Annotated in this window: 16 protein-coding genes; 9 read left to right on the top strand and 7 right to left on the bottom strand. The window is 71.4% G+C overall.

The features are described 5' to 3' along the window. Nucleotides 1-211: 211 nt before the first annotated feature. Both Q5425_RS44645 and Q5425_RS44640 read left to right on the top strand, forming a co-directional pair. Nucleotides 212-649 carry a DUF6292 family protein gene (locus Q5425_RS44645; RefSeq protein ID WP_308678524.1) on the top strand — a complete coding sequence of 146 codons (438 nt, stop codon included), beginning with the start codon at nt 212-214 and terminating at the stop codon, nt 647-649. A gap of 204 nt (nt 650-853) precedes the next feature. After that, on the top strand, nt 854-1,891 hold the full coding sequence (locus Q5425_RS44640; protein ID WP_308678523.1) for an ion channel: 1,038 nt from the start codon (nt 854-856) through the stop codon (nt 1,889-1,891). A gap of 353 nt (nt 1,892-2,244) precedes the next feature. Here the strand turns inward: Q5425_RS44640 and Q5425_RS44635 are convergent, their stop codons facing one another. The 4 genes from Q5425_RS44635 to Q5425_RS45980 all read right to left on the bottom strand — a co-directional run bounded on the left by Q5425_RS44635 (nt 2,245) and on the right by Q5425_RS45980 (nt 5,154). After that, entirely contained in the window at nt 2,245-2,739 is a 495-nt protein-coding gene (locus Q5425_RS44635) for a MarR family transcriptional regulator (RefSeq protein ID WP_308678522.1), read from the bottom strand. A 190-nt stretch (nt 2,740-2,929) separates the two neighbouring features. Next, entirely contained in the window at nt 2,930-3,637 is a 708-nt protein-coding gene (locus tag Q5425_RS44630; protein WP_308678521.1) for a HAMP domain-containing sensor histidine kinase, read from the bottom strand. Between the two features lie 86 nt (nt 3,638-3,723). Continuing rightward, nucleotides 3,724-4,176: a hypothetical protein gene (locus Q5425_RS44625; RefSeq protein ID WP_308678520.1), complete on the bottom strand. Its 453-nt coding sequence runs from the start codon at nt 4,174-4,176 to the stop codon at nt 3,724-3,726. A 261-nt stretch (nt 4,177-4,437) separates the two neighbouring features. Further along, the gene (locus Q5425_RS45980; RefSeq protein ID WP_396135377.1) at nt 4,438-5,154 is read right to left on the bottom strand and encodes a MarR family transcriptional regulator; all 717 of its coding nucleotides are present in this window, start codon (nt 5,152-5,154) and stop codon (nt 4,438-4,440) included. A 242-nt stretch (nt 5,155-5,396) separates the two neighbouring features. Here Q5425_RS45980 and Q5425_RS44610 point away from each other — a divergent pair, with 242 nt between their 5' ends. Then, nucleotides 5,397-6,656, top strand: coding sequence for a serine hydrolase domain-containing protein (locus Q5425_RS44610; RefSeq protein WP_308678519.1), 1,260 nt, complete (start codon nt 5,397-5,399; stop codon nt 6,654-6,656). Between the two features lie 113 nt (nt 6,657-6,769). Here the strand turns inward: Q5425_RS44610 and Q5425_RS44605 are convergent, their stop codons facing one another. Continuing rightward, on the bottom strand, nt 6,770-7,102 hold the full coding sequence (locus Q5425_RS44605) for a helix-turn-helix domain-containing protein (protein WP_308678518.1): 333 nt from the start codon (nt 7,100-7,102) through the stop codon (nt 6,770-6,772). Nucleotides 7,103-7,789: 687 nt separating this feature from the next. On the opposite strand from Q5425_RS44605, the gene Q5425_RS44600 reads away from it, so the two are divergent. The 3 genes from Q5425_RS44600 to Q5425_RS44590 all read left to right on the top strand — a co-directional run bounded on the left by Q5425_RS44600 (nt 7,790) and on the right by Q5425_RS44590 (nt 10,578). Next, nucleotides 7,790-8,041 carry a hypothetical protein gene (locus tag Q5425_RS44600; protein ID WP_308678517.1) on the top strand — a complete coding sequence of 84 codons (252 nt, stop codon included), beginning with the start codon at nt 7,790-7,792 and terminating at the stop codon, nt 8,039-8,041. A gap of 162 nt (nt 8,042-8,203) precedes the next feature. Continuing rightward, nucleotides 8,204-8,590 (top strand): STAS domain-containing protein, encoded by a 387-nt coding sequence (locus Q5425_RS44595; protein ID WP_308678516.1) that lies wholly within the window; start codon nt 8,204-8,206, stop codon nt 8,588-8,590. Next, nucleotides 8,587-10,578, top strand: coding sequence for a SpoIIE family protein phosphatase (locus tag Q5425_RS44590; RefSeq protein WP_308678515.1), 1,992 nt, complete (start codon nt 8,587-8,589; stop codon nt 10,576-10,578). Before Q5425_RS44595 ends, Q5425_RS44590 begins: the two co-directional genes overlap by 4 nt. Before the next feature lie 187 nt (nt 10,579-10,765). Here the strand turns inward: Q5425_RS44590 and Q5425_RS44585 are convergent, their stop codons facing one another. Next, the gene (locus Q5425_RS44585) at nt 10,766-12,028 is read right to left on the bottom strand and encodes a PP2C family protein-serine/threonine phosphatase (RefSeq protein WP_308678514.1); all 1,263 of its coding nucleotides are present in this window, start codon (nt 12,026-12,028) and stop codon (nt 10,766-10,768) included. A gap of 217 nt (nt 12,029-12,245) precedes the next feature. On the opposite strand from Q5425_RS44585, the gene Q5425_RS44580 reads away from it, so the two are divergent. Together Q5425_RS44580 and Q5425_RS44575 are read left to right on the top strand one after the other, a co-directional pair. Beyond that, entirely contained in the window at nt 12,246-13,154 is a 909-nt protein-coding gene (locus Q5425_RS44580; RefSeq protein ID WP_308678513.1) for a hypothetical protein, read from the top strand. A gap of 84 nt (nt 13,155-13,238) precedes the next feature. Continuing rightward, the gene (locus Q5425_RS44575) at nt 13,239-14,246 is read left to right on the top strand and encodes an RNA polymerase subunit sigma-70 (protein WP_308678512.1); all 1,008 of its coding nucleotides are present in this window, start codon (nt 13,239-13,241) and stop codon (nt 14,244-14,246) included. A 61-nt stretch (nt 14,247-14,307) separates the two neighbouring features. Here Q5425_RS44575 and Q5425_RS44570 read toward each other — a convergent pair whose 3' ends face one another. Beyond that, nucleotides 14,308-14,871: a dihydrofolate reductase family protein gene (locus Q5425_RS44570; protein ID WP_308678511.1), complete on the bottom strand. Its 564-nt coding sequence runs from the start codon at nt 14,869-14,871 to the stop codon at nt 14,308-14,310. A gap of 169 nt (nt 14,872-15,040) precedes the next feature. Between Q5425_RS44570 and Q5425_RS44565 the strand changes: the two genes are divergently transcribed. Then, the gene (locus Q5425_RS44565) at nt 15,041-17,734 is read left to right on the top strand and encodes a SpoIIE family protein phosphatase (protein WP_308678510.1); all 2,694 of its coding nucleotides are present in this window, start codon (nt 15,041-15,043) and stop codon (nt 17,732-17,734) included. Nucleotides 17,735-17,747: the final 13 nt, after the last annotated feature.

Raw genomic sequence — 17,747 nt, 5'->3', positions numbered from 1 at the left:
AGGTATTCGTCAGGTTCGGCTTCCCGGCTTTCCGGCATGCTGGGGGGCAGCCGGCCCGAGGGCCGGCGAACGCGGGCTGCGACGACTCGGTGCGAGCGGGGAAGCAACGGCTCGCAGCCGGCCGCCGAGGGCATCGGGGCCCGGCGGCGGCGGTGCACGGTGCCGCGCACGCCGTCCGTTCGTTCCGGCCCGATCGAAGGAGAGCAAGCAGGTGCTGCAGGGCGGACCCCGGTCCTGGGAGGTCGGCTTGGCCGGCTACCTGCGGGCGGTCTCCGCGGCGGTCGGTGTGCTCCCGGGTGGTGTCGGCCGCGGCTTCGACCCGCCCGCCGCACACCTGGCGTTGAGCCGGCGGTCCGCGCGGCACCCCGGGCACGGCCTCCTGCTCGTCTGGTCGGCCGAGTCCGGGTGGGCACTGGTGCTCGAGCGCACGGAGCTGCGGCCGGGAGAGGTACTGGCCCGGTTCGGCGACCCGCTCGTCCCCGAACCCGTCCGGGTGGCACGCTTCGTCGACCAGGTCCTGGCGGGGCAGCGCCGAGGCGGGGAACCGGCCCGCGGTGGCGCAGCCGGCCTGGCCGAGCTGCTGAGCGGTTACACCGTCATCGCGTTGCCGGGGCGGGTGCGGCTGCCGGGCCCGGATCGCCTCGGATGAAGCTCCGCTCCTCAGCACGGAGATCCCGGCGCCGACTGTCGACAATGGACTGAGTGCGGTCCGGCGTTGACCGGCAACACGATGGCCCGGTGCCACCCCGATCCATCCCGGCCGCCGGGATCACGGTCCGGTAAAGTCCATTGTGTCCGGTCCGGTCGTGTGGTCGGCTGGTGCGATCGACGGTCGCGCCGGCGGAGGGCACGGATGGCGTTCTTCCTGTCCCGGCTGCTCGCGCGCTGGGTGCTGACCCGGGGGTGGCTGCTGCCGGTGGCCGTCGTCGTGGTCGTGTTCGTGACGAGCTGGCCGCTGATGGCGCTCGCCGAACCGGCGGGCAGCGAGCTCGTGCGTCCGGGCAACTACTGGTGGTACTTCGTCGTGTCGGCCTCGACGGTCGGCTACGGGGACTTATCGCCCGAGACCGCCGCGGGGCACGTGGTGGGCGGTTACGTCATCTTCGGCGGGATCGCCACCCTCACGACGGTCTTCACCAAACTGGCGGCGGCGCTCGAGCAGGCGAAGGGACGGCGGATGCAGGGAAGCGAGCCGGTTCGCGCGACCGGGCACACGGTGCTGATCGGCTACACGGCCGGGCGGACCGAGCGGATCGTGGCCCAGCTGCTGGCCGACGGCGTGACCGGGCTGGTCCTCTGCGCGGGCGAGGAGGTGCCGGTGCACCCGATGCCCGGGGAGCCGGTGGACTTCGTCCGGGGTGATCCGACGGCGGCGGGCGTGCTGGCGCGGGCGGCCGTGCACCGCGCGGCGACCGTTCTGGTGGACATGGCCGACGACAACGAGGCACTGGCGGTGGCGGTCACCGTCGACCACGCGAACCCGGGCGCGCACGTCGTGGTGGCGCTGCGGGACATGGACCGCGCCGAGCTGGTTCGCTACGTCGACCCGAAGATCAAGTGCGTGCAGTGGCACACGCCTCGCATGATCACCGAAGAGCTGACCTCGCCCGGGATCGCCGACGTCTACACGGAGCTGATGACCGCGGGCGGCGCCGCCACTTACTCCGTGACCCTTCCGGAGTCGCCGGGCATTTCGGGGATCGAGCGGTGCCGGATCGCGCTGGGGCGCGCTTTCGGGGTCACCATCCTCGCCGTGCGGACCGTCGACGGCCTCGTCGTCAACCCCGGCTGGGACGGCGAGCTCCCGGGTGGTTCGGTGCTCTACTACGTCGGCCCGCGGCGGCTCACCGACGCCGAGATCGCGGCCGCCTTGGGCGCCCCGGGCGGCTGAGACCGGCCGGTCGATGTCGTGCCAGGGCGAGGGCCAACGTCGTCGTGCTCGGCATCGCCGCACCGTACCGCCGGCGCGCCGCTTCGTGCCCGGCCGGGCCGGATCGCAAGGCAATCGTCAGGTCCGGCGCGCGGCCCGTGGGGGAGAGTGGATTCCGGCGCCGGCGGGCTGGAGCGGATGTCGTCGTGAGCGGGGAACGTGTCATGGTTTCGTGGGCGCGGTCCCTGGGTGCCGAGGAAGCCCCGGGCCGGGTGGAAGCGGCGTCGTGCCGCGGTGGCGGGGCACATCGTCGTGCCCTGCCACCGCGCTTCCGGATCGGCATCGCCGGGGGCCAGCACCGGTCGTGCGGACCGTCAGGTCCAGACCACCTCGGGCGCCACGGTGGACGCCGGAGGTTCGCCGCCTGCCTCGGCGAACGCCGTGAGGACGTCGACCAGGCCGCTGCGGGCGTCGTCCGGCATCCGGGCGACGATCTTCGCGATCTCCTTGCGGCGGCGCGCGGTGACCTGGCGGACCACCTTCGCGCCCTCGCGGGTCAGGGCGAGCACGATCTCGCGACGGGAAACCGGGCTGTGCTGCCGGTCCACCACGCCGGCCCCGACGAGACGGTCGACCATCCGGCTCGCGGTGGACGGCGTGACCTGCAGGTACTCGGCCAGATCGGCGTGCTTGAGCGGTCCCCGGGTCTGCAGGACCACCAGGAGCCGGAACTGCGGCAGCGTGATCGTGTCGCCGGCGGCGGCGATCGAACGCGCCGAAACGGCCACCAGCAGGCGCGAAGCGGTCAGCACGGCGTCGGTCACGGCGTCGACGTCCGTCGCGTCGAGGGCGGAAGTGCTGCGAGGCATACCTCGAGTGTGCCTCACCGGTGAATTCGGGGCGTCGGTGTGCATGGTGTCGAGGAGGCCGGCCGGCTGGTGACCGCCGGGGTCGCGGTCGGCACCGGGGTGGTGATCGGATCGGGCCGGTCCTGAGTGGTCACCCCGCAGCCGCCAAGCCACACCGCGGCCACCGCGGCCACGGCGGTCAGGGCGATTCTCATGTCGGTGCCTCCGGGAGTTCGACGACGAAGCGGGCGCCGCCACCGGGGCGGTCTTCGACCCACACCCGGCCGTCGTGGCGGTGCACGTGGTCGGCGACGATGGCCAAGCCGAGGCCGCTGCCGGTGCCGGCGTCGCGGCGGCCGGCGTGCAGGCCGCGGGCGAAGCGTTCGAAGATGCGTTCGCGCAGGGCGGGTGGGACGCCGCTGCCGGCGTCGTCGACGACGATCCGCGCCCGGGTTCCGTGGCGGTGGACGGTGACCGCGCCGCCGCCGTAGTGGCCGGCGTTGTCCAGCAGGTTGGCGACGACCCGGTCGATCCGGCGGCGGTCCACGGCGACGAGCGGCGTTGCGGGATCCGTGTCGATCCGCACCCCGGACTCGGCCCGGCTGTCGACGACGTTGCGGACGAGCGCACCGAGGTCGACCAGCTCGACCGAACGGCCGGTGTCGTCCTGGTCGGCTCGCGAGATCTCGAGGAGATCGACGACCATCCGCTGGAAGCGGCGCAGCTCGGAGCGGAGCAGCCGGAGGGCTTGCTGTGCTGTCGGCGGCATGGCGTCCCGGCGGCGGTCGAGGACCTCGGTGACGTTGACCATCGTGGTCAAGGGCGAGCGCAGTTCGTGGCTGACGTCGGCGGCGAACCGGGCGTCCCGCCGGACGCGTTGTTCGAGCTGTTCGGTGGTCGTGTTGAAGCCGGCGGCCAAGGGCGCGAGGTCGGGGTCGGCCTGCTCGGGCAGCCGGGTCGACAGGTCGCCCCGCGCGACGCGGGCCGCGGCGGCCGTCAGCGCGGTCAGGGCCGGAGGGCCCGGCGGGCGGCCCAGGCACCGAGGCCGACGCCGAAGAGGGCGGCCACGACGGTGCCGGTGATGAGCAGGGTGCTCAGGTAGCGGAAGCTGCGGTCGAGTTCCAGCAGGGGGTAGAGCTCGACGTAGATGCTGCCGTCCGCGCCGACCGGCGTCGCCACCCCGAGGACGGGGATCCCGCCGGCGGCGAAGCGCTGGCGGGCCGCGACCCCGTGCCGGGCCTGGTCCAGCAGGGCACCGGGCACGACGGCGGGTTCGACCCGGCGGCCGCTGGTGAGCCAGCCGGCCGGGCGCGAGAGCAGGATCGAGGAGTCGGGCCCGGTGGCCAATCCGGTGAGCAGTTCTTCGAGTCCCTCCGGGTCGTCGCCCAGTGCGGCCTCGACCAGGCGCACGTCGACTTCCGACTGGCGGGTGACGCTCTGCTCGCGCTGGCTGAGCATGTAGCCGGTGGTGAGGTCGTCAGGACGATGGTCCGGGGCGGCGGAGTGGGTACCCCGTGCTCGCGGAAGTGGCCGGGTGCCACGCCGCGGCTTACCGGAACTCGCTACGGTCGCCGAAGCTCGCGGTGAAGCGCGCAGGCGGCCGCGAACTCTCCACAGTGGACACGATGGGTCGACGCGTCGTTCGCCGCGATCCGCGAGCGGAGGCGGCGGAAGCGGAGCGGCAGGCGTGGCCTCCGAGGTTCGGCGGGTGGTCGCCGGTCAGCCGGCCGAGCCTCCGTGGCGAGCGACGGCGGTTCCCGGCCGGCCTTGAGCGGCCTGGATCAGCACGCGGCTGACGTGCTCGAGGAACCGGCCCATGTCTTGGAGGCGGGCACCGGCCGGGGTGGTGGCACCGAGGCTCTCGGCACCCTGGCGGACGGCGTCGGCCAGCGCGAGGTTCGCCCGGACGCTGTTCAGCCACGCCCGGTACCAGACGTCGCCGGTGATGACGTAGCGGTCACGCCGTCGCCGGGCGTCACGCTCGCGCTTGATCAGATCTTGCGCCTCGAGGTCCCCGACGGCCTTGGAAACCGACGCCGGGCTGACCTGGAGCCGGTGCACGAGGTCGGCGGCGGTGAGACTACCGGTGTCGGTGGCGTACAGGCAGGCGAGGACCCTGGCGGTCATCCGCGGGAGGCCGGTCCCGGCCATCAGCGCGGCGAACCGTTCCTCGAACTGGTGCAGCACCCGGGGATCACGGCCGCCGGCCCCGGCCCCCTCGACCGCGGCCGGCCCGCTCCGGCGCGCACGTCCCTCGGTCGCCCGGTGGGCGTGGTCGGCGCGGTAGGCGGCGCGGCCGCCGTTGCGGGCCACCTCGCGGCTGATCGTCGAAACCGGGCGCGACAGGCGTTCGGCGATCCCGGAGTAGGTGAACCCCTCGGCCAGACCCACCTCGATGTCCCGGCGGTCCTCGTGAGTCAGTCTGCTGCCCGGCATGTGCGCACCTTCCGCCGCTCGGCCGTCACCATCACCGCTCCGCCCCCGGAGCCGATCGACAGTGTGCATTCGTCTCCAGTCCATTGCAAATCACCTTCGCCGGCGTCCTTTGCATTCACGGGCAGCGCCATTGCAAAAGACCTGATCAATGGGCCTTGGACGGCCATAACCCGACGGGGGATCCTTGACGAGACGGTGAACGCAAATTAGCGTTCACCGTCGAGTGGAAATGGGGGACGGGTATGGCGATGACAATCGGGGTGCATTCCTCTGCGCAGAACCGGGTGCGCGCGGTCCTGGCGGGGATGACCCTGCTCATCTCGGGAACGGCGATGACGGAGTACGGCGGCAATACGGCCGTGGCGGCGGTCTCGGAAGCGGATCCGGCGACGAGCCGTCCCGACAACGCCGCGGTGCGGCGCGCGATGGCAGAAGCCGTAGCCGGGAAGGGCGTGCCCGGCATGGTCGCCGAGGTCATCGACGGCCGTCAGAGCTGGTTCGGCCACGCGGGCGTGGCCGACACCGGAACCGGTCGTGCGCAACGCCCGCACGAGCGGGTCCGCATCGGCAGCGCCGCCAAGGCGTTCACCGCCGCGGTCGTGCTGCAGCTGGAGGCCGCCGGCGAGCTGAGCCTCGGCGACGAAGTGGAGAAGTGGCTGCCCGGCCTGGTCCGCGGCAACGGCAACGACGGCCGCGAGATCACCATCAGGCAGCTGCTCAACCACACCAGCGGGATCTTCAACTACGGCAACGACGCGCAGATCGTGCGGACGGGCCAAGACTTCTTCGAGCACCGCTTCGACCGGTACACCCCCGGGCAGCTGGTGGAGGCCGGCCTGCGCAACGAACGCTATTTCCCGGAACCCGGTGACGGTTTCGCCTATTCCAACACCGGATACTTCCTGGCCGCGATGATCGTCGAGAAGGTGACCGGAAACACGCTTGCCGAGGAAATCAGGCGGCGGATCGTCCTCCCGCTCCGGCTCGAGGGGACCTACCTGCCGAACGACGACGAAGTGCGGATACGCGGGCCCCACCCCAGGCACTACTCGACGCTGTTCGTGAACGAGCCGGGCGCCGAGGTCTACGACGTGACCGAGCAGAACGTGTCCTACGGCTGGGCGGCGGGCGGCATGGTGTCGACGGTCGAGGACGTCGACAAGTTCACCCGAGCCTTGCTTCAGGGCCAGATCCTGGCGCCCGCCCAGCAGCGGGAGATGTTCACCATGGTCCGGACCGTGGTCAAGAGCCCGGCCACCGGCGAGGAGATCGAGTCGTGGGTTTCCGGCACCACTTACGGTCTCGGCGTCTGGTCCTGGACGCTGGGCTGCGGGAGGGAGGTCTGGGGCATCGGCGGTGCCATCAGCGGCGCGATGACGTTCTCGCTGGGCACCCGGGACGGAGAGCACCTGGTCGGGATCAGCATGAACATCGACCAGATGACCCCCGAGCTCCCCACGGTCAAGTCAGTGATCGAGGCGAAGTTCTGCCCGGCCGGTTAGCGAGAACCCGGTCCGGCGATGGCTGCCGGCCATCGCCGGGCACCCACCGTGGTGGACGAACTGAGCGTTCGAGGTGTACCACCTGCGGGGCTTTCGGTGGTACACCTCGCGGCTCAGTCGGTGGCGGGTTGGGGACGGGTGTGGCGTCGTTGAGCTTCGTGGAGCTGGTCTTCGAGGGTGATGATGCGGCAGGCGGCGTCGATGGCGGTGCCTTCGTCGACGAGGTGCCGTACTCGTGCGGCGATGCGCAATTGGTGGCGGGAGTAGCGGCGGTGCCCGCCGGTGGAGCGTTGTGGCTTGATCAGCCCGGTTTCGTCGAGGCTGCGCAGGAAGTTCTGGGTGGTGCCGAGCATTTCGGCGGCCCGGCCCATCGTGTAGCCGGGGTAGTGTTCGTCGTCGAATTTGTCGGCCGCGGGCGTGGCCGGGTGGTATTGGTCAGGGATCATTCGGCCTCCGCATCACAAGGGACCCCGGGTGCCATGCACGGCACCCGGGGTCCCAGGGTTGGGTTTCACCATTGTCGGCCGGCGCGACCGCCGGCTTCCTGTTCTCGCGTCGGGCCGGGAGGCCGCTGACGCGGGGATCGCTGATTCGTAACCGAGAACCACCTGCCAATCCGATGGGACTGCGGTACCCGCGCGGCACTACTGCCCAGCCGCTGCGGGCGATCCAATGATGGGCCCTGTCCCTTCTTTCCTGTGTTTCCTTCTTGCTGTGTCCTGCTGTCGCGGTCGTCACCGGCTGGAACCCTTTCACCGATCGGCCCCAGCACGCGCAACACCGCGGCCACTGCCCGGAACCCCTTACCCTGCTCGGTCCCGGCCACCTGGCTTACTTCACTGCCTACTGCGATCCAGCACTGCTTCGGTCACCAGCCGAGACCTGTTCACTGATTGGCCCCGTCCTGCCTGACCGCTTGTCTCACTTCGCGGGTAGTTACGTCCTCTCCCGCGCCTGCTTGACGTTGTCTCTCTCGCTACGAGAAGGACTCTACACACACCCAACGCCGAATGTCTAACCCACCCGACATAGATTTACTCCGCGACCCGATCGGGGTACCCCCACCTCGCAAAGTCGCAGGTGAGCTTCGGGGGCGGATGCCCTTGAGCACACGGACAGGGGAGGACAGTGGGATGAGCGACCAGGTCGCCGGGCAGGAGCCGTTCGAACTTGCCGCGGTGCGCAACCGTGAGGACTACGCCGAGGCGCTCACGCGGCTGATCGATCGAGGACGCCGGGAACGCTGCATCGCCTTGGTGTCGGGCACCGAGGCTTACGCCGTGGCCGAACTGCTGGGCCAATACGCCCAGCTCGATCCCACGGACAAGCTGCACCAGCTCGCCGCGACCATGGCCAGCCGGATTTACAGCCGCCTCGGCGCCTGAGCGCCGGCCGGCTCCGTGTGCGTTGCCGGGTAGCCGGTTCGGTGTTTCCGGTCACCGTGGCCCGTCGAGTGGGGGCCGAGACGCTCGGTCACCAGCGGCCGACGGGGCAGGCGTCGCGCCACCAGATGAGCACCTGCCGCCCGGTCGAGGCAGAATTGCAGCATGTTCGAGACGGATGGCAGGGAGACCGAGGAGCCGCTGGGGGATGCCGGCGGCGCGGCGGACGGAGTGAAACTCGAAACGCTGGGCGACGCGCTCGTCCTGCGGGTTACCGGAGCTCTCGACCTCGTTCTGGCGCCGAAGATCCGCCAGCTCGTCGACCGCGCGCAGCGGCTGGCCCCTTCGGTGCTGGTCATCGACTTGACCGAGGTCGACTTCCTGGCATCGGCCGGGATGGCGGAACTGGTGCGGGCCCATCGCCTCACCGCGTCGATGGCAGTGCGGGTCGTGGCCACCGGGCGGGTCACCTTGCGCCCGCTCGAGCTCACGCGGCTGACCGACGAACTGGTGATCGTTCCCACGCTCGCGGCTGCGCTGGATCGCGTGTGACCCGCCATAGCGGCTTCGATGACCTGATCGACGCGTTGCGCGGCGCTTTCGTCAGTGGCGACGGCGACCCGGTCGACGTCAAGACACACCAGTTGGACGACGCTCAGCTGCACCGGCTGATGGATGGTGACCCGGACGACGATCCGGCCGTGATCGTTCCCGGTCGTGCCCTGCTGGACGAGCTGCTGCCCGGGTTGACGGTGTCCGCGGCCGTGGGCGTCGTCAGCCGCGGACACGGTGTGCTGATGTTCGCCACCGATCCGGTCGGCGATCGCCATCGGGCCCTGGTGGAGGGCGCCGGCATGGTGGCCGGTCCGGTCGCCGGGCTGGTCCGCGAACTGCAGGCCGAAGCGGCTGTTTTGGACCTGCTGCACTCGGTGGGCCGGGAGCTGACCGCTCAGCTCGACCTCGACCGGATGGTTCAGAACGCGACCGACGCGGCCACAAGAGCGACGGGGGCCGAGTTCGGCGCGTTCTTCTACAACCTGGTCGACGAACTGGGCGAGTCCTACACCCGGTACACGATCTCCGGGGTGCCGCGGGAGGCGTTCTCCCGGTTCCCGATGCCCCGCAACAGCGCGGTGTTCGCTCCCACGTTCGACGGTGTGGGCACCTTCCGCAGTGCCGACATCACCCAGGACGCCCGGTTCGGCCGCAACCCGCCCTATCACGGGATGCCGGAAGGTCACCTGCCGGTGCGCAGCTACCTCGCTGTCCCGGTGATCAGCCCGACGACCGAAGAGGTGCTGGGCGGGTTCTTCTTCGGCCACCCGCAGCCGGATCGGTTCACCTCGCGGCACGAGTTCCTCGCGGAGGGCATCGCCGGCTACGCGGCCATCGCCCTGGACAATGCGCGGCTGTACGAGCGCGAACGCACCCTGGTCACCGAGCTGTCACGAAGCATGCTGCCGGACGTCCCCGACGTTGCCGGGGCGCACGTGGTGACGCGGTACTTGCCGGCGGCGATGGGGAGCAAGATCGGCGGCGACTGGTTCGACGTCATCCCGCTCACCTCCGGCGCCACCGCGTTCGTCATCGGTGATGTCGTCGGGCACGGTGTCACCGCCGCGACCGTCATGGGGCAGGTCCGCACCGCCATCCGGTCCTACGCGCTGCTCGAGCTGTCGCCGTCCGACGTTCTGCGCAACGTCTCCCAGCTGACCGCCGGTCTGGTCGAAGCCGGCTTCGTCACGTGCTTCTACGCCGTGCACGATCCCGGTCGGCGCGCCCTCACCTACGCCAACGCCGGCCACCTCCCCGCCATCCTCGTCGAGCCGCAAGGAGAAACCCGCCAGATCGGGGAAGCACTGGCCCAGCCGCTGGGCGTGGGCGCCGAGTTCCCCGAACGGACGACGCCGTTCCCACCCGGGGTCGACTTGGTGCTCTACACCGACGGCCTGGTCGAAAGCCGCACCCGGGACCTCACCCTCGGCATCGAATGGCTGCTGGAAGGCATCCCCCGGGTACTCGACGCGCCCGACCTGGAGACGGCATGGGACAAGCTCATCTCCGAGCTCACCCTCGGCCGCCACGACGACGACATCGCCCTCATCCACGTCCACCGCCACATCGACCCCCCGGCGGCCGAATTCCACCGGCGCGCCGACGCCACCGTCGACCAGCTCACCGCGCTGCGCACCGGCTTGACCCAATGGGCCGCGGGCCTCGGGATGGGCGCCGAACGCCACGAAGACCTGGTCCTGGCCAGCTACGAGGCCATGTCCAATTCGGTCGAACACGCCTACCGCGACCACCCGCGGCCCGGCGCATTGGAGGTGCACGGCGAACACCGCCGGGGCGAGGTGACGGTCACCGTCACCGACTACGGCACCTGGAAGCCCCCGGATGCCGCCGACTCGGTCCGGGGACGCGGCCATCTGCTCATCGCAACCTTGGCCGACCACGCCTCGACCATCCACCGGGACAACGGCACCACCGTCACCCTGACCTGGACCCTTCCCGGCACCACCGGATTCCCGGCGGAATGACCGGGCGACCCCGCGGCTTCACCGGGTCAGGCGCCGGTCGCCGGCCTCGTCGGCGGTGGGGTGGAAGAACCCGCCGTGAGGCCTGCGTTCGGCAACGGCACCACGACGGCGCGCAGGTCCCCATCGGAGGTGGAGCGGATGGCGGCGTGGTCGCAGCCCCGCGGCGAGCCGGTGCGGGGCCCGGCGGTCACACCGGGTCGTCGGAGGTGGCGGCCGGCGAGGCGGTGTCGGTGTCGGCGCCGTAGTCGGCCTGGCGTTCGGTGCGGGCGGTCCCGTGCCAGTCCAGGCACAGCACCGTAGCGTCGTCCTGCAGGTGACCGTTGCAGGCGTGCGTCACCGCCCTGGTCGCCGCCCGGACCAGCTCTCTGGTGTGCAGTCCGGCGGTCTGGTGGATCAGCGCGGGCAGGTCGGCGCCGGCGGCGTCGCGTTCGAGCATGCCGTCGGTGAGCAGGACCAGCCGGTCGCCGGGGCGCAGGTCCAGCCGTTGCACCCGGTACCGGTACGGCCGGACGCCGAAGAGCAGATCGGCCTCCAGCTCGAGCTCCGCCACCACCCCGTCGCGCAGCAGCAGGGGTGGCGGGTGTCCGGCGTTCACCAGCTCGGCCGCTCCCGTGTGCAGGTCCACGCGCAGCAGCAGCCCGGTCGCCAGGGATACTTCCCCGCCGTGGTCGAGCAGGGCCTGGTTGGCGTGCCCTGCCTGTTCGGCCAGGTCACGAGCGGCTCGGCGGGCGCCGCGCAGCGCGCCGACCAGCAGGGTCGCGGTCAGCGCCGAGGCCACGTCGTGGCCGGCGGCGTCGGTGATCGACAGGTGCAGGGTGTTGCGGTCCAGGGTGTAGTCGTAGGTGTCACCGCCGATGTCGTCGGCGGGCACCAGGGCACCGGCGACGGTGAACTGGGCCGCCTCGCAGCAGGCGGCCGAGGGCAGGAGCTGGTGCTGGATCTCCGCGGCCAGGCTCATCGGGGTGGTGCGCCGGCCGGTGTGGTAGCGGTCGGTGAAGCGGCGGTCGGTGACGATGACGTAGGCCAGCGCGTGTGCGGCCTGGCCGAGCTGGGCCAGCACCTCGTCGTCGCAGAAGGGCACGGTCACCTCCAGGACGCCGACGCAGTCGCCGCGGTTGGTCACCGGCAGCACCGCCCGCACCCCGCTGTCGTCCTGCTCCCGCCACGGCCGCTGGGTGCGCAGCACCCGCTCGTAGACGCTGCCCGGCAGATCGACCGCCTCCGGAGCGCTTCCGTCCGGGTCCTGCGCGGTCGAGGTCAGCCGAACCAGGTGTTCCTCGACGAGGTCGACCAGCAGGAAGGAAACGTCGAAGGCACCCAGCCGCTTCGCCAGATCACGCGCGACGACCTCGACCGACTCCACCGGCGGGGCGGTCTCGGCCGCCGCCAGCACGTCACCCGGTCCCAGCACTCCCTCGTCCACGGCCACCTCCGACCACTCGGAGTCCACCCAACCACATCACTCCCGCCGCCGGGACGCAAGACCACCTTCGCATCGCTGGGCATGGTCGTCGCCCTGGTGGTCAGGCGGCATCGCCGGCGCAGGTGTGGCGCCTCGGGGGAGCGTGACGGCTTGGCGTTCGTCCGGTGGCGGAATTGTGCTTAGCTGTAGCCGACAGCAGGATTCGCCTGGGGGGTTTCCGATGAGAGTTCGCCGTAGAGTCACCGTGCTTCTGGCCGTCGGGGTGGTGGCGTCCGGCGCCGCACCGGGCCAGGCGAGTGCCGCTGCTCCGGTCGCCGAGCCCACCGTGGTTTCGGCCGAGTACCCCGACGACGGTGCCTGGCACCCCGGCGCCGGGATGCCGGGCTCGTTCACCTTCGAGGCGAACGGCGAAGAAGCGGTCGTCGGTTTCTTCTACGGAACCACCGATCCGGCGGGCACCTTCGTGGCGGCCGACCACCCTGGCGGCACGGCGACGGTTTCCCACACGCCGCAGACCTCCGGCCCCAACGATCTCTACGTGGCGAGCGTCGACAACGCGGGCAACCGGTCGCCCCAGCACGTCCACCACTTCTACGTGCAGTCGACGGAACCCCGGGTCAGCGGGCCGAGGGAAACCGGTGCCGGAGTGCCCGCCGAATTCCGGTTCTCGCCCGGTATGGCCGATGTCGTCTCCTACACCTACCGGATCGACAACGGGCCGGAGACCACCCTCGCGGCCTCGGCCGGCGTCCCCACGACCGCGAACATCACCTCGGCCCTCGGTTTCCACCGGCTCGAAGTGTGGAGCACGACCGGAACGGGGTTGACGTCCGGTACCGCTCGTACCCCGTACACGGCCAGTGACGCGCCTCTGGTGGCGAGCACCGACTACCCGGACTTCGAGGGCAGCGGAGGCCCCGGCGTCCCCGGCGTCTTCACCTTGACCCCCCGCTCGCCGGGCGTCGTCGACTACGTCTACTACTTCTACTGGGACTGGGACAATCCGACCGTGGTCCCGGCCGGCACCGACGGCCGGGCGAGTTTCACCTTCACCCCCACCGCGTCGGGTTTCTACCCCATCCAGGTTTACAGCCGTACCGCCGACGGCACCCAGTCGAACCTCGGCCGTGACTACTCCATCGTGGTGAACTAGCCGGATCGGGCTGCACCGATCAGGAATCCTCCGCCGCGTCGTCAGTTCTGGTGACCCCCCACACCGGTGGAAGGATTGACGACCATGACCGACACCAGACCGCTGGGCGCCGACGAGGCCACGTTCATCGCGGCGGTCCGCTCGGACGACCCGGCGCGGTTCGCGCTCGTCACCGAGCGCCACCGGCGTGAGCTGCAGGTGCACTGCTACCGGATGCTCGCGCACTACGAGGACGCCCAGGACCTGACGCAGGAGACGTTCCTGCGGGCGTGGAACAAGCGGGAGTCGTTCAGGGGGCACGCCGCGCTGCGGACCTGGCTGTACCGGATCGCGACGAACGCCTGCCTCGACTTCCTCGAAAAGCGCAACGACCGCACACCCGTACCGGCCGAGCTGCCGGGCTCCGGCTCCGAGGTGCTGTACCTGCAGCCGTACCCCGACCGGATGCTCCCCGAGGACCCGCAGGAATCGGTGGTGGCGCGGGAGACGATCGAGCTGGCGTTCATCGTCGCCGTCCAGCACCTGCCGCCGCGGCAGCGGGCGGTGCTCATCCTGCGCGACGTCCTCGGCTGGCCGGCGCCGAAGGCCGCCGACGCCCTCGGGCTGACCGTCGCATCGGTGACCAGCGCACTGCAGCGGGCGCGCGTGACGATGCGCGAGCAGCTGCCCGGCCGCCGCCTCGACTGGCGGAGCCCCGCCTCCCACGAGCTGTCGGACGACGAGCGCGGCGTGGTGAAGTCCTACATCGACGCCCACGAGCGCAACGACCTCGACGGGCTGACGTCCCTGCTGCGCGACGACCTGCGCTTCGCGATGCTGCCCGAGCAGGGCACCTTGACCACGACGGCCAGGGACGCGGTGGACGGCTGGGTCTCCGGCGGGCTCTTCCGGCACGGCCACGACGACTGGCGCGGTATCACCACGACGGTCAACCGCATGCCTGCCGCCGCGCTGTACCTGCGCACCTCCGACGACCCGGGGTACCGGCTGTTCGCCATCGCGGTCCTGCACGTCGTCGACGGCAAGATCGCCGAGCTCACCGGATTCGACGCCGCCGGCAAACCGTGGCTGGGCCTGCCGCCGGCGCTGTGATGATCGTCCTGCCCCGCCGGCGTGGCCGGCGGGGCTTCACGGGCCGAGCGTCAAGCCCGGCTCATCGCCTCGTCTCGTACCGGGTCAGCACCACGCCGCCGGGAAACTCCCGCGTCTCCACCAGGTTCAGGGGCACCCGGCTGTCCACCGCGGTGAAGAACGGGGTGCCGCCGCCCACCAGGACCGGATGGGTGACGATCGCGTATTCGTCGATCAGCCCGGCCCGCACGGCGGCCCCGGCGAGCGTTGCGCCGCCGATGCGCATCGGGCCGCCGTCCCCGGCCTTGAGCCGGGTGATCTCGGCGATCGCGTCGCCGGTGACCAGGCGGGTGTTCCAGCCGACCCGGTCGACGGTCGAGGCGAACACCACCTTCGGCGTGTCCCGCCAGTTCCGCGCGAACTCGACCTCCGCCGGGGTGGCGCCGGGCTGCTCGTCGCCGGTCGGCCAGTGGGAGCTCATCGTCTCCCACAGCTTGCGCCCGTACAGCGTCAGATCGCTCGCCCGTTCCTGGTCGAGCCACCACCGGAACAGCTCGTCGCTCGGCTCGCTCCAGCCGATGTCCGCCCCGGGCGCGGCGATGTAGCCGTCCAGGGTCACGTTCATGCCGAAGATCAGTTTCCGCATCGTGCCGGCCTTTCTTGTGTCGATCTCACCGGTACAGACGGGCGCGGCGCGGAAACCTCATCGGTGCCCCGGCCGGTGAGCTGGGCGGTGACCGTCCGTCTCGTCTAGGCTGGCACCGGCCGCGTACGAGCCGGCGTCGGCGGGAAATCTGGAGCAGGGACTCGAGCACTTGGACAACCTCCTCGATGGTCTGCCGGTCGTGGTGTGGGAAGGCGCCATCGCCAGCGGCGCCTTGTCCTTCGTGTCCGGCGCCGTGCGGGAGCTTCTGGGGTATCCGCCCGCCTCCTGGCTGAGCGATCCGGCGTTGGCGTCGTCGATGGTGCACCCGGAGGATCGCGAGCACTGCGCCCGCGCCCGGGAAGAAGGCTGCGCGCGGGGCCGGTACGAGCTCACCTACCGGGCCTTGGCCGCCGACGGCCGGGTGGTGTGGCTGCAGGAGCTGGCGCGGGTGGCGCCCGATGGCACGGTCCGCGGCGTGTGGCTGGACGCCGGCGAGCGGCGGGCGGAGGCGGAACGGCAGCGCTTCCTCGCCGGGTTCGAGCGGGGCCTGCAGGAACTCGACGACGCCGAGCAGGTGATGGAGTACGCGGCGCGCAGCCTGGGTGAACACCTCGGCGCCGACCGCTGTGCGTACGCCGAAGCGGAAGGGGACGAAGACCACTTCCTGATGAGCGGCGACCACCACACCGGTCTGCCGCCGCTGCCCGGCCGGTTCGCGATGTCGGCGTTCGGGCAGGGCTGCGTCCGGGCGATGCGGGCCGGCAAGTCGTGGGTCGTCCACGACTGCTCCGCCGACGCCCGTCTCGTCCCGGCCGACCTGAACGCCTACCGGGTCACCGGCATCCGCGCCGTCATCTGCGTGCCGCTGCTGCGCGGCGGCCGCTTCGTCGCGGCGATGGCCGTGCACCAGGCCACGGTCCGGCACTGGACGGACGCCGAGGTCGACCTGGTCGAGCTCATCGTGAGCCGGTGCTGGGAATCGATCCAGCGGACCCACGCCGGCCGCGCGCTGCGCGACAGCGAACAGCGCCACCGGCTGCTCGTGGAACGCGCCACCGACGCCATCTGGGTGCTGGACCGCGCCTTGCGCTTCGCCGAGATCAACGCCGCGGCCTGCGAGCTGCTCGGTTACCGCCGCGACGAACTGATCGGTACCCCGATCACCGGGCTCCTCGACGACGACGGGATCCGCCGGTGGCGGCAGCTGGTCGCGGAACCCGGCGCGGTCCGCGAGACCAGCGAAGTGCACCACGTCCGCCGGGCCGGCGGTGCCGAGGTGGTGCTCGAGCTGAGCATCCAGGTCACGCCGTCCGGCGTGCAGGCGATCGGGCGCGACATCACCGAGCGGCGCCGCCGGGAAGCCGAGCGGGATCTGCTGCTGCAGCGGGAGCACGAAATCGCCGAAACACTCCAGCGGAGCCTGTTGCCGCGTGAGCTGCCCGCCTTGGCGCGGGTGGCCGCCGCAGCCCGGTACCAGCCCGCGGCGGCGCACGCCCAGACGGGCGGGGACTGGTACGAGCTGGTCGCGCTGGGCGGCTCGGTGGTCGCTCTCTCGGTCGGCGACGTCGTCGGAAAGGGCCCGCAGGCGGCGGCGGTGATGGGACAGCTGCGCAGTGCGCTGACCGGCAGCCTGCTCGACGGGCACGGGCCGGCCGCCGCCTTGGAACGCCTGGACGCGTTCGCCGCGCGCACGGACGGTGCGGCCGGCACGACGTGCGCGTGCCTCACGCTCGACTGGGAAACCGGGGAACTGCGCTGGGCCGTGGCCGGGCACCCGCCGCCGGTGCTCGTCGGCGACGGCACGGCCCGGCTGCTGCCGGGCGGCGGGAGCGTCCTGGGCCGTCCGGACCGGCCGGGCTACACCGAGCAGAGCACAAAACTTGTTCCGGGCGCTTCGGTGCTGCTCTACACCGACGGCCTGATCGAGCGCCGTGACGAGCCGATCGACGAAGGACTGCGGCGGCTGTGCGACGCGGCGGCGCGCGCGCACGCCTCGGCGCCGGATCTGCTGGTCGCCGCGATCACCGACGAGCTGCTGGACGGGGGGCAGGACGACGACGTCGCCGTCCTCGCGGTCCGGCTGATGCCGCCGCCGCTGCAGCGGCGGGCGGTCGCCGAGCCCGCGGTGCTGCGGCACCTGCGCGACGACCTTTCCCGCTGGTCGGCCCTGGCCGGGCTGTCCGCGGAGGTGCACCAGGACCTCACCCTCGCCTTCGGGGAAGCCGTGGCCAACTCCGTCGAACACGCTTTCCCGGCGGGCCCCGGCGAAGTCACGTACTCGGTGACCCGAACCGCCGACAGCCGGCTCGTGGGCGTCGTGCACGACGACGGCCGATGGCGCCCGGAACCCGCCGACAACAGCCATCGCGGCCGCGGCATCGGCATCATCAAGGCGCTGTCCGACCAGTTCGCCATCGAACACCACGACGACGGCACGGCGGTCCGCTTCGCCCTCTCCCCGGACCCGGCCCGCGAACGAGAAGCGCGGCCGGCCGCCGCTCCCGACGTCCCGGCCCCGGCGAACGTGTCCGTCGATGCCACGGTGCCGGGGCAGCTGACCGTGCGCTTGACCGGCGATCTGGATCTGAGCACGGTCGGTCAGGTCGGACCGGCCACCCTCGCCGAGGTGAGAGCCACGCAATCCCGCAGCGTGCTCGTCGACCTGACGGAAGTGCGCTACCTGAGCAGCTGCGGCATCGCCCTGCTGCTGGACACCGCGGCAGTGAGCCGGAGCCGGGACTTGGAACTCACCATCCGGGGAAGAGCCGGATCCGCCCCGCTGCGCATCCTCCAGCTCGCCGGTCTGGTGGATCCGGCGGGCAGCCCGTTCACGGCCGAAGTCGTCCCGGAAACGCGTCACTGAAAGATCCGCCTGG

The sequence above is a fragment of the Amycolatopsis sp. A133 genome, from assembly GCF_031082405.1.
GTDB lineage: Bacteria > Actinomycetota > Actinomycetes > Mycobacteriales > Pseudonocardiaceae > Amycolatopsis.
This window is presented reverse-complemented; position numbering and strand designations above follow the sequence as displayed.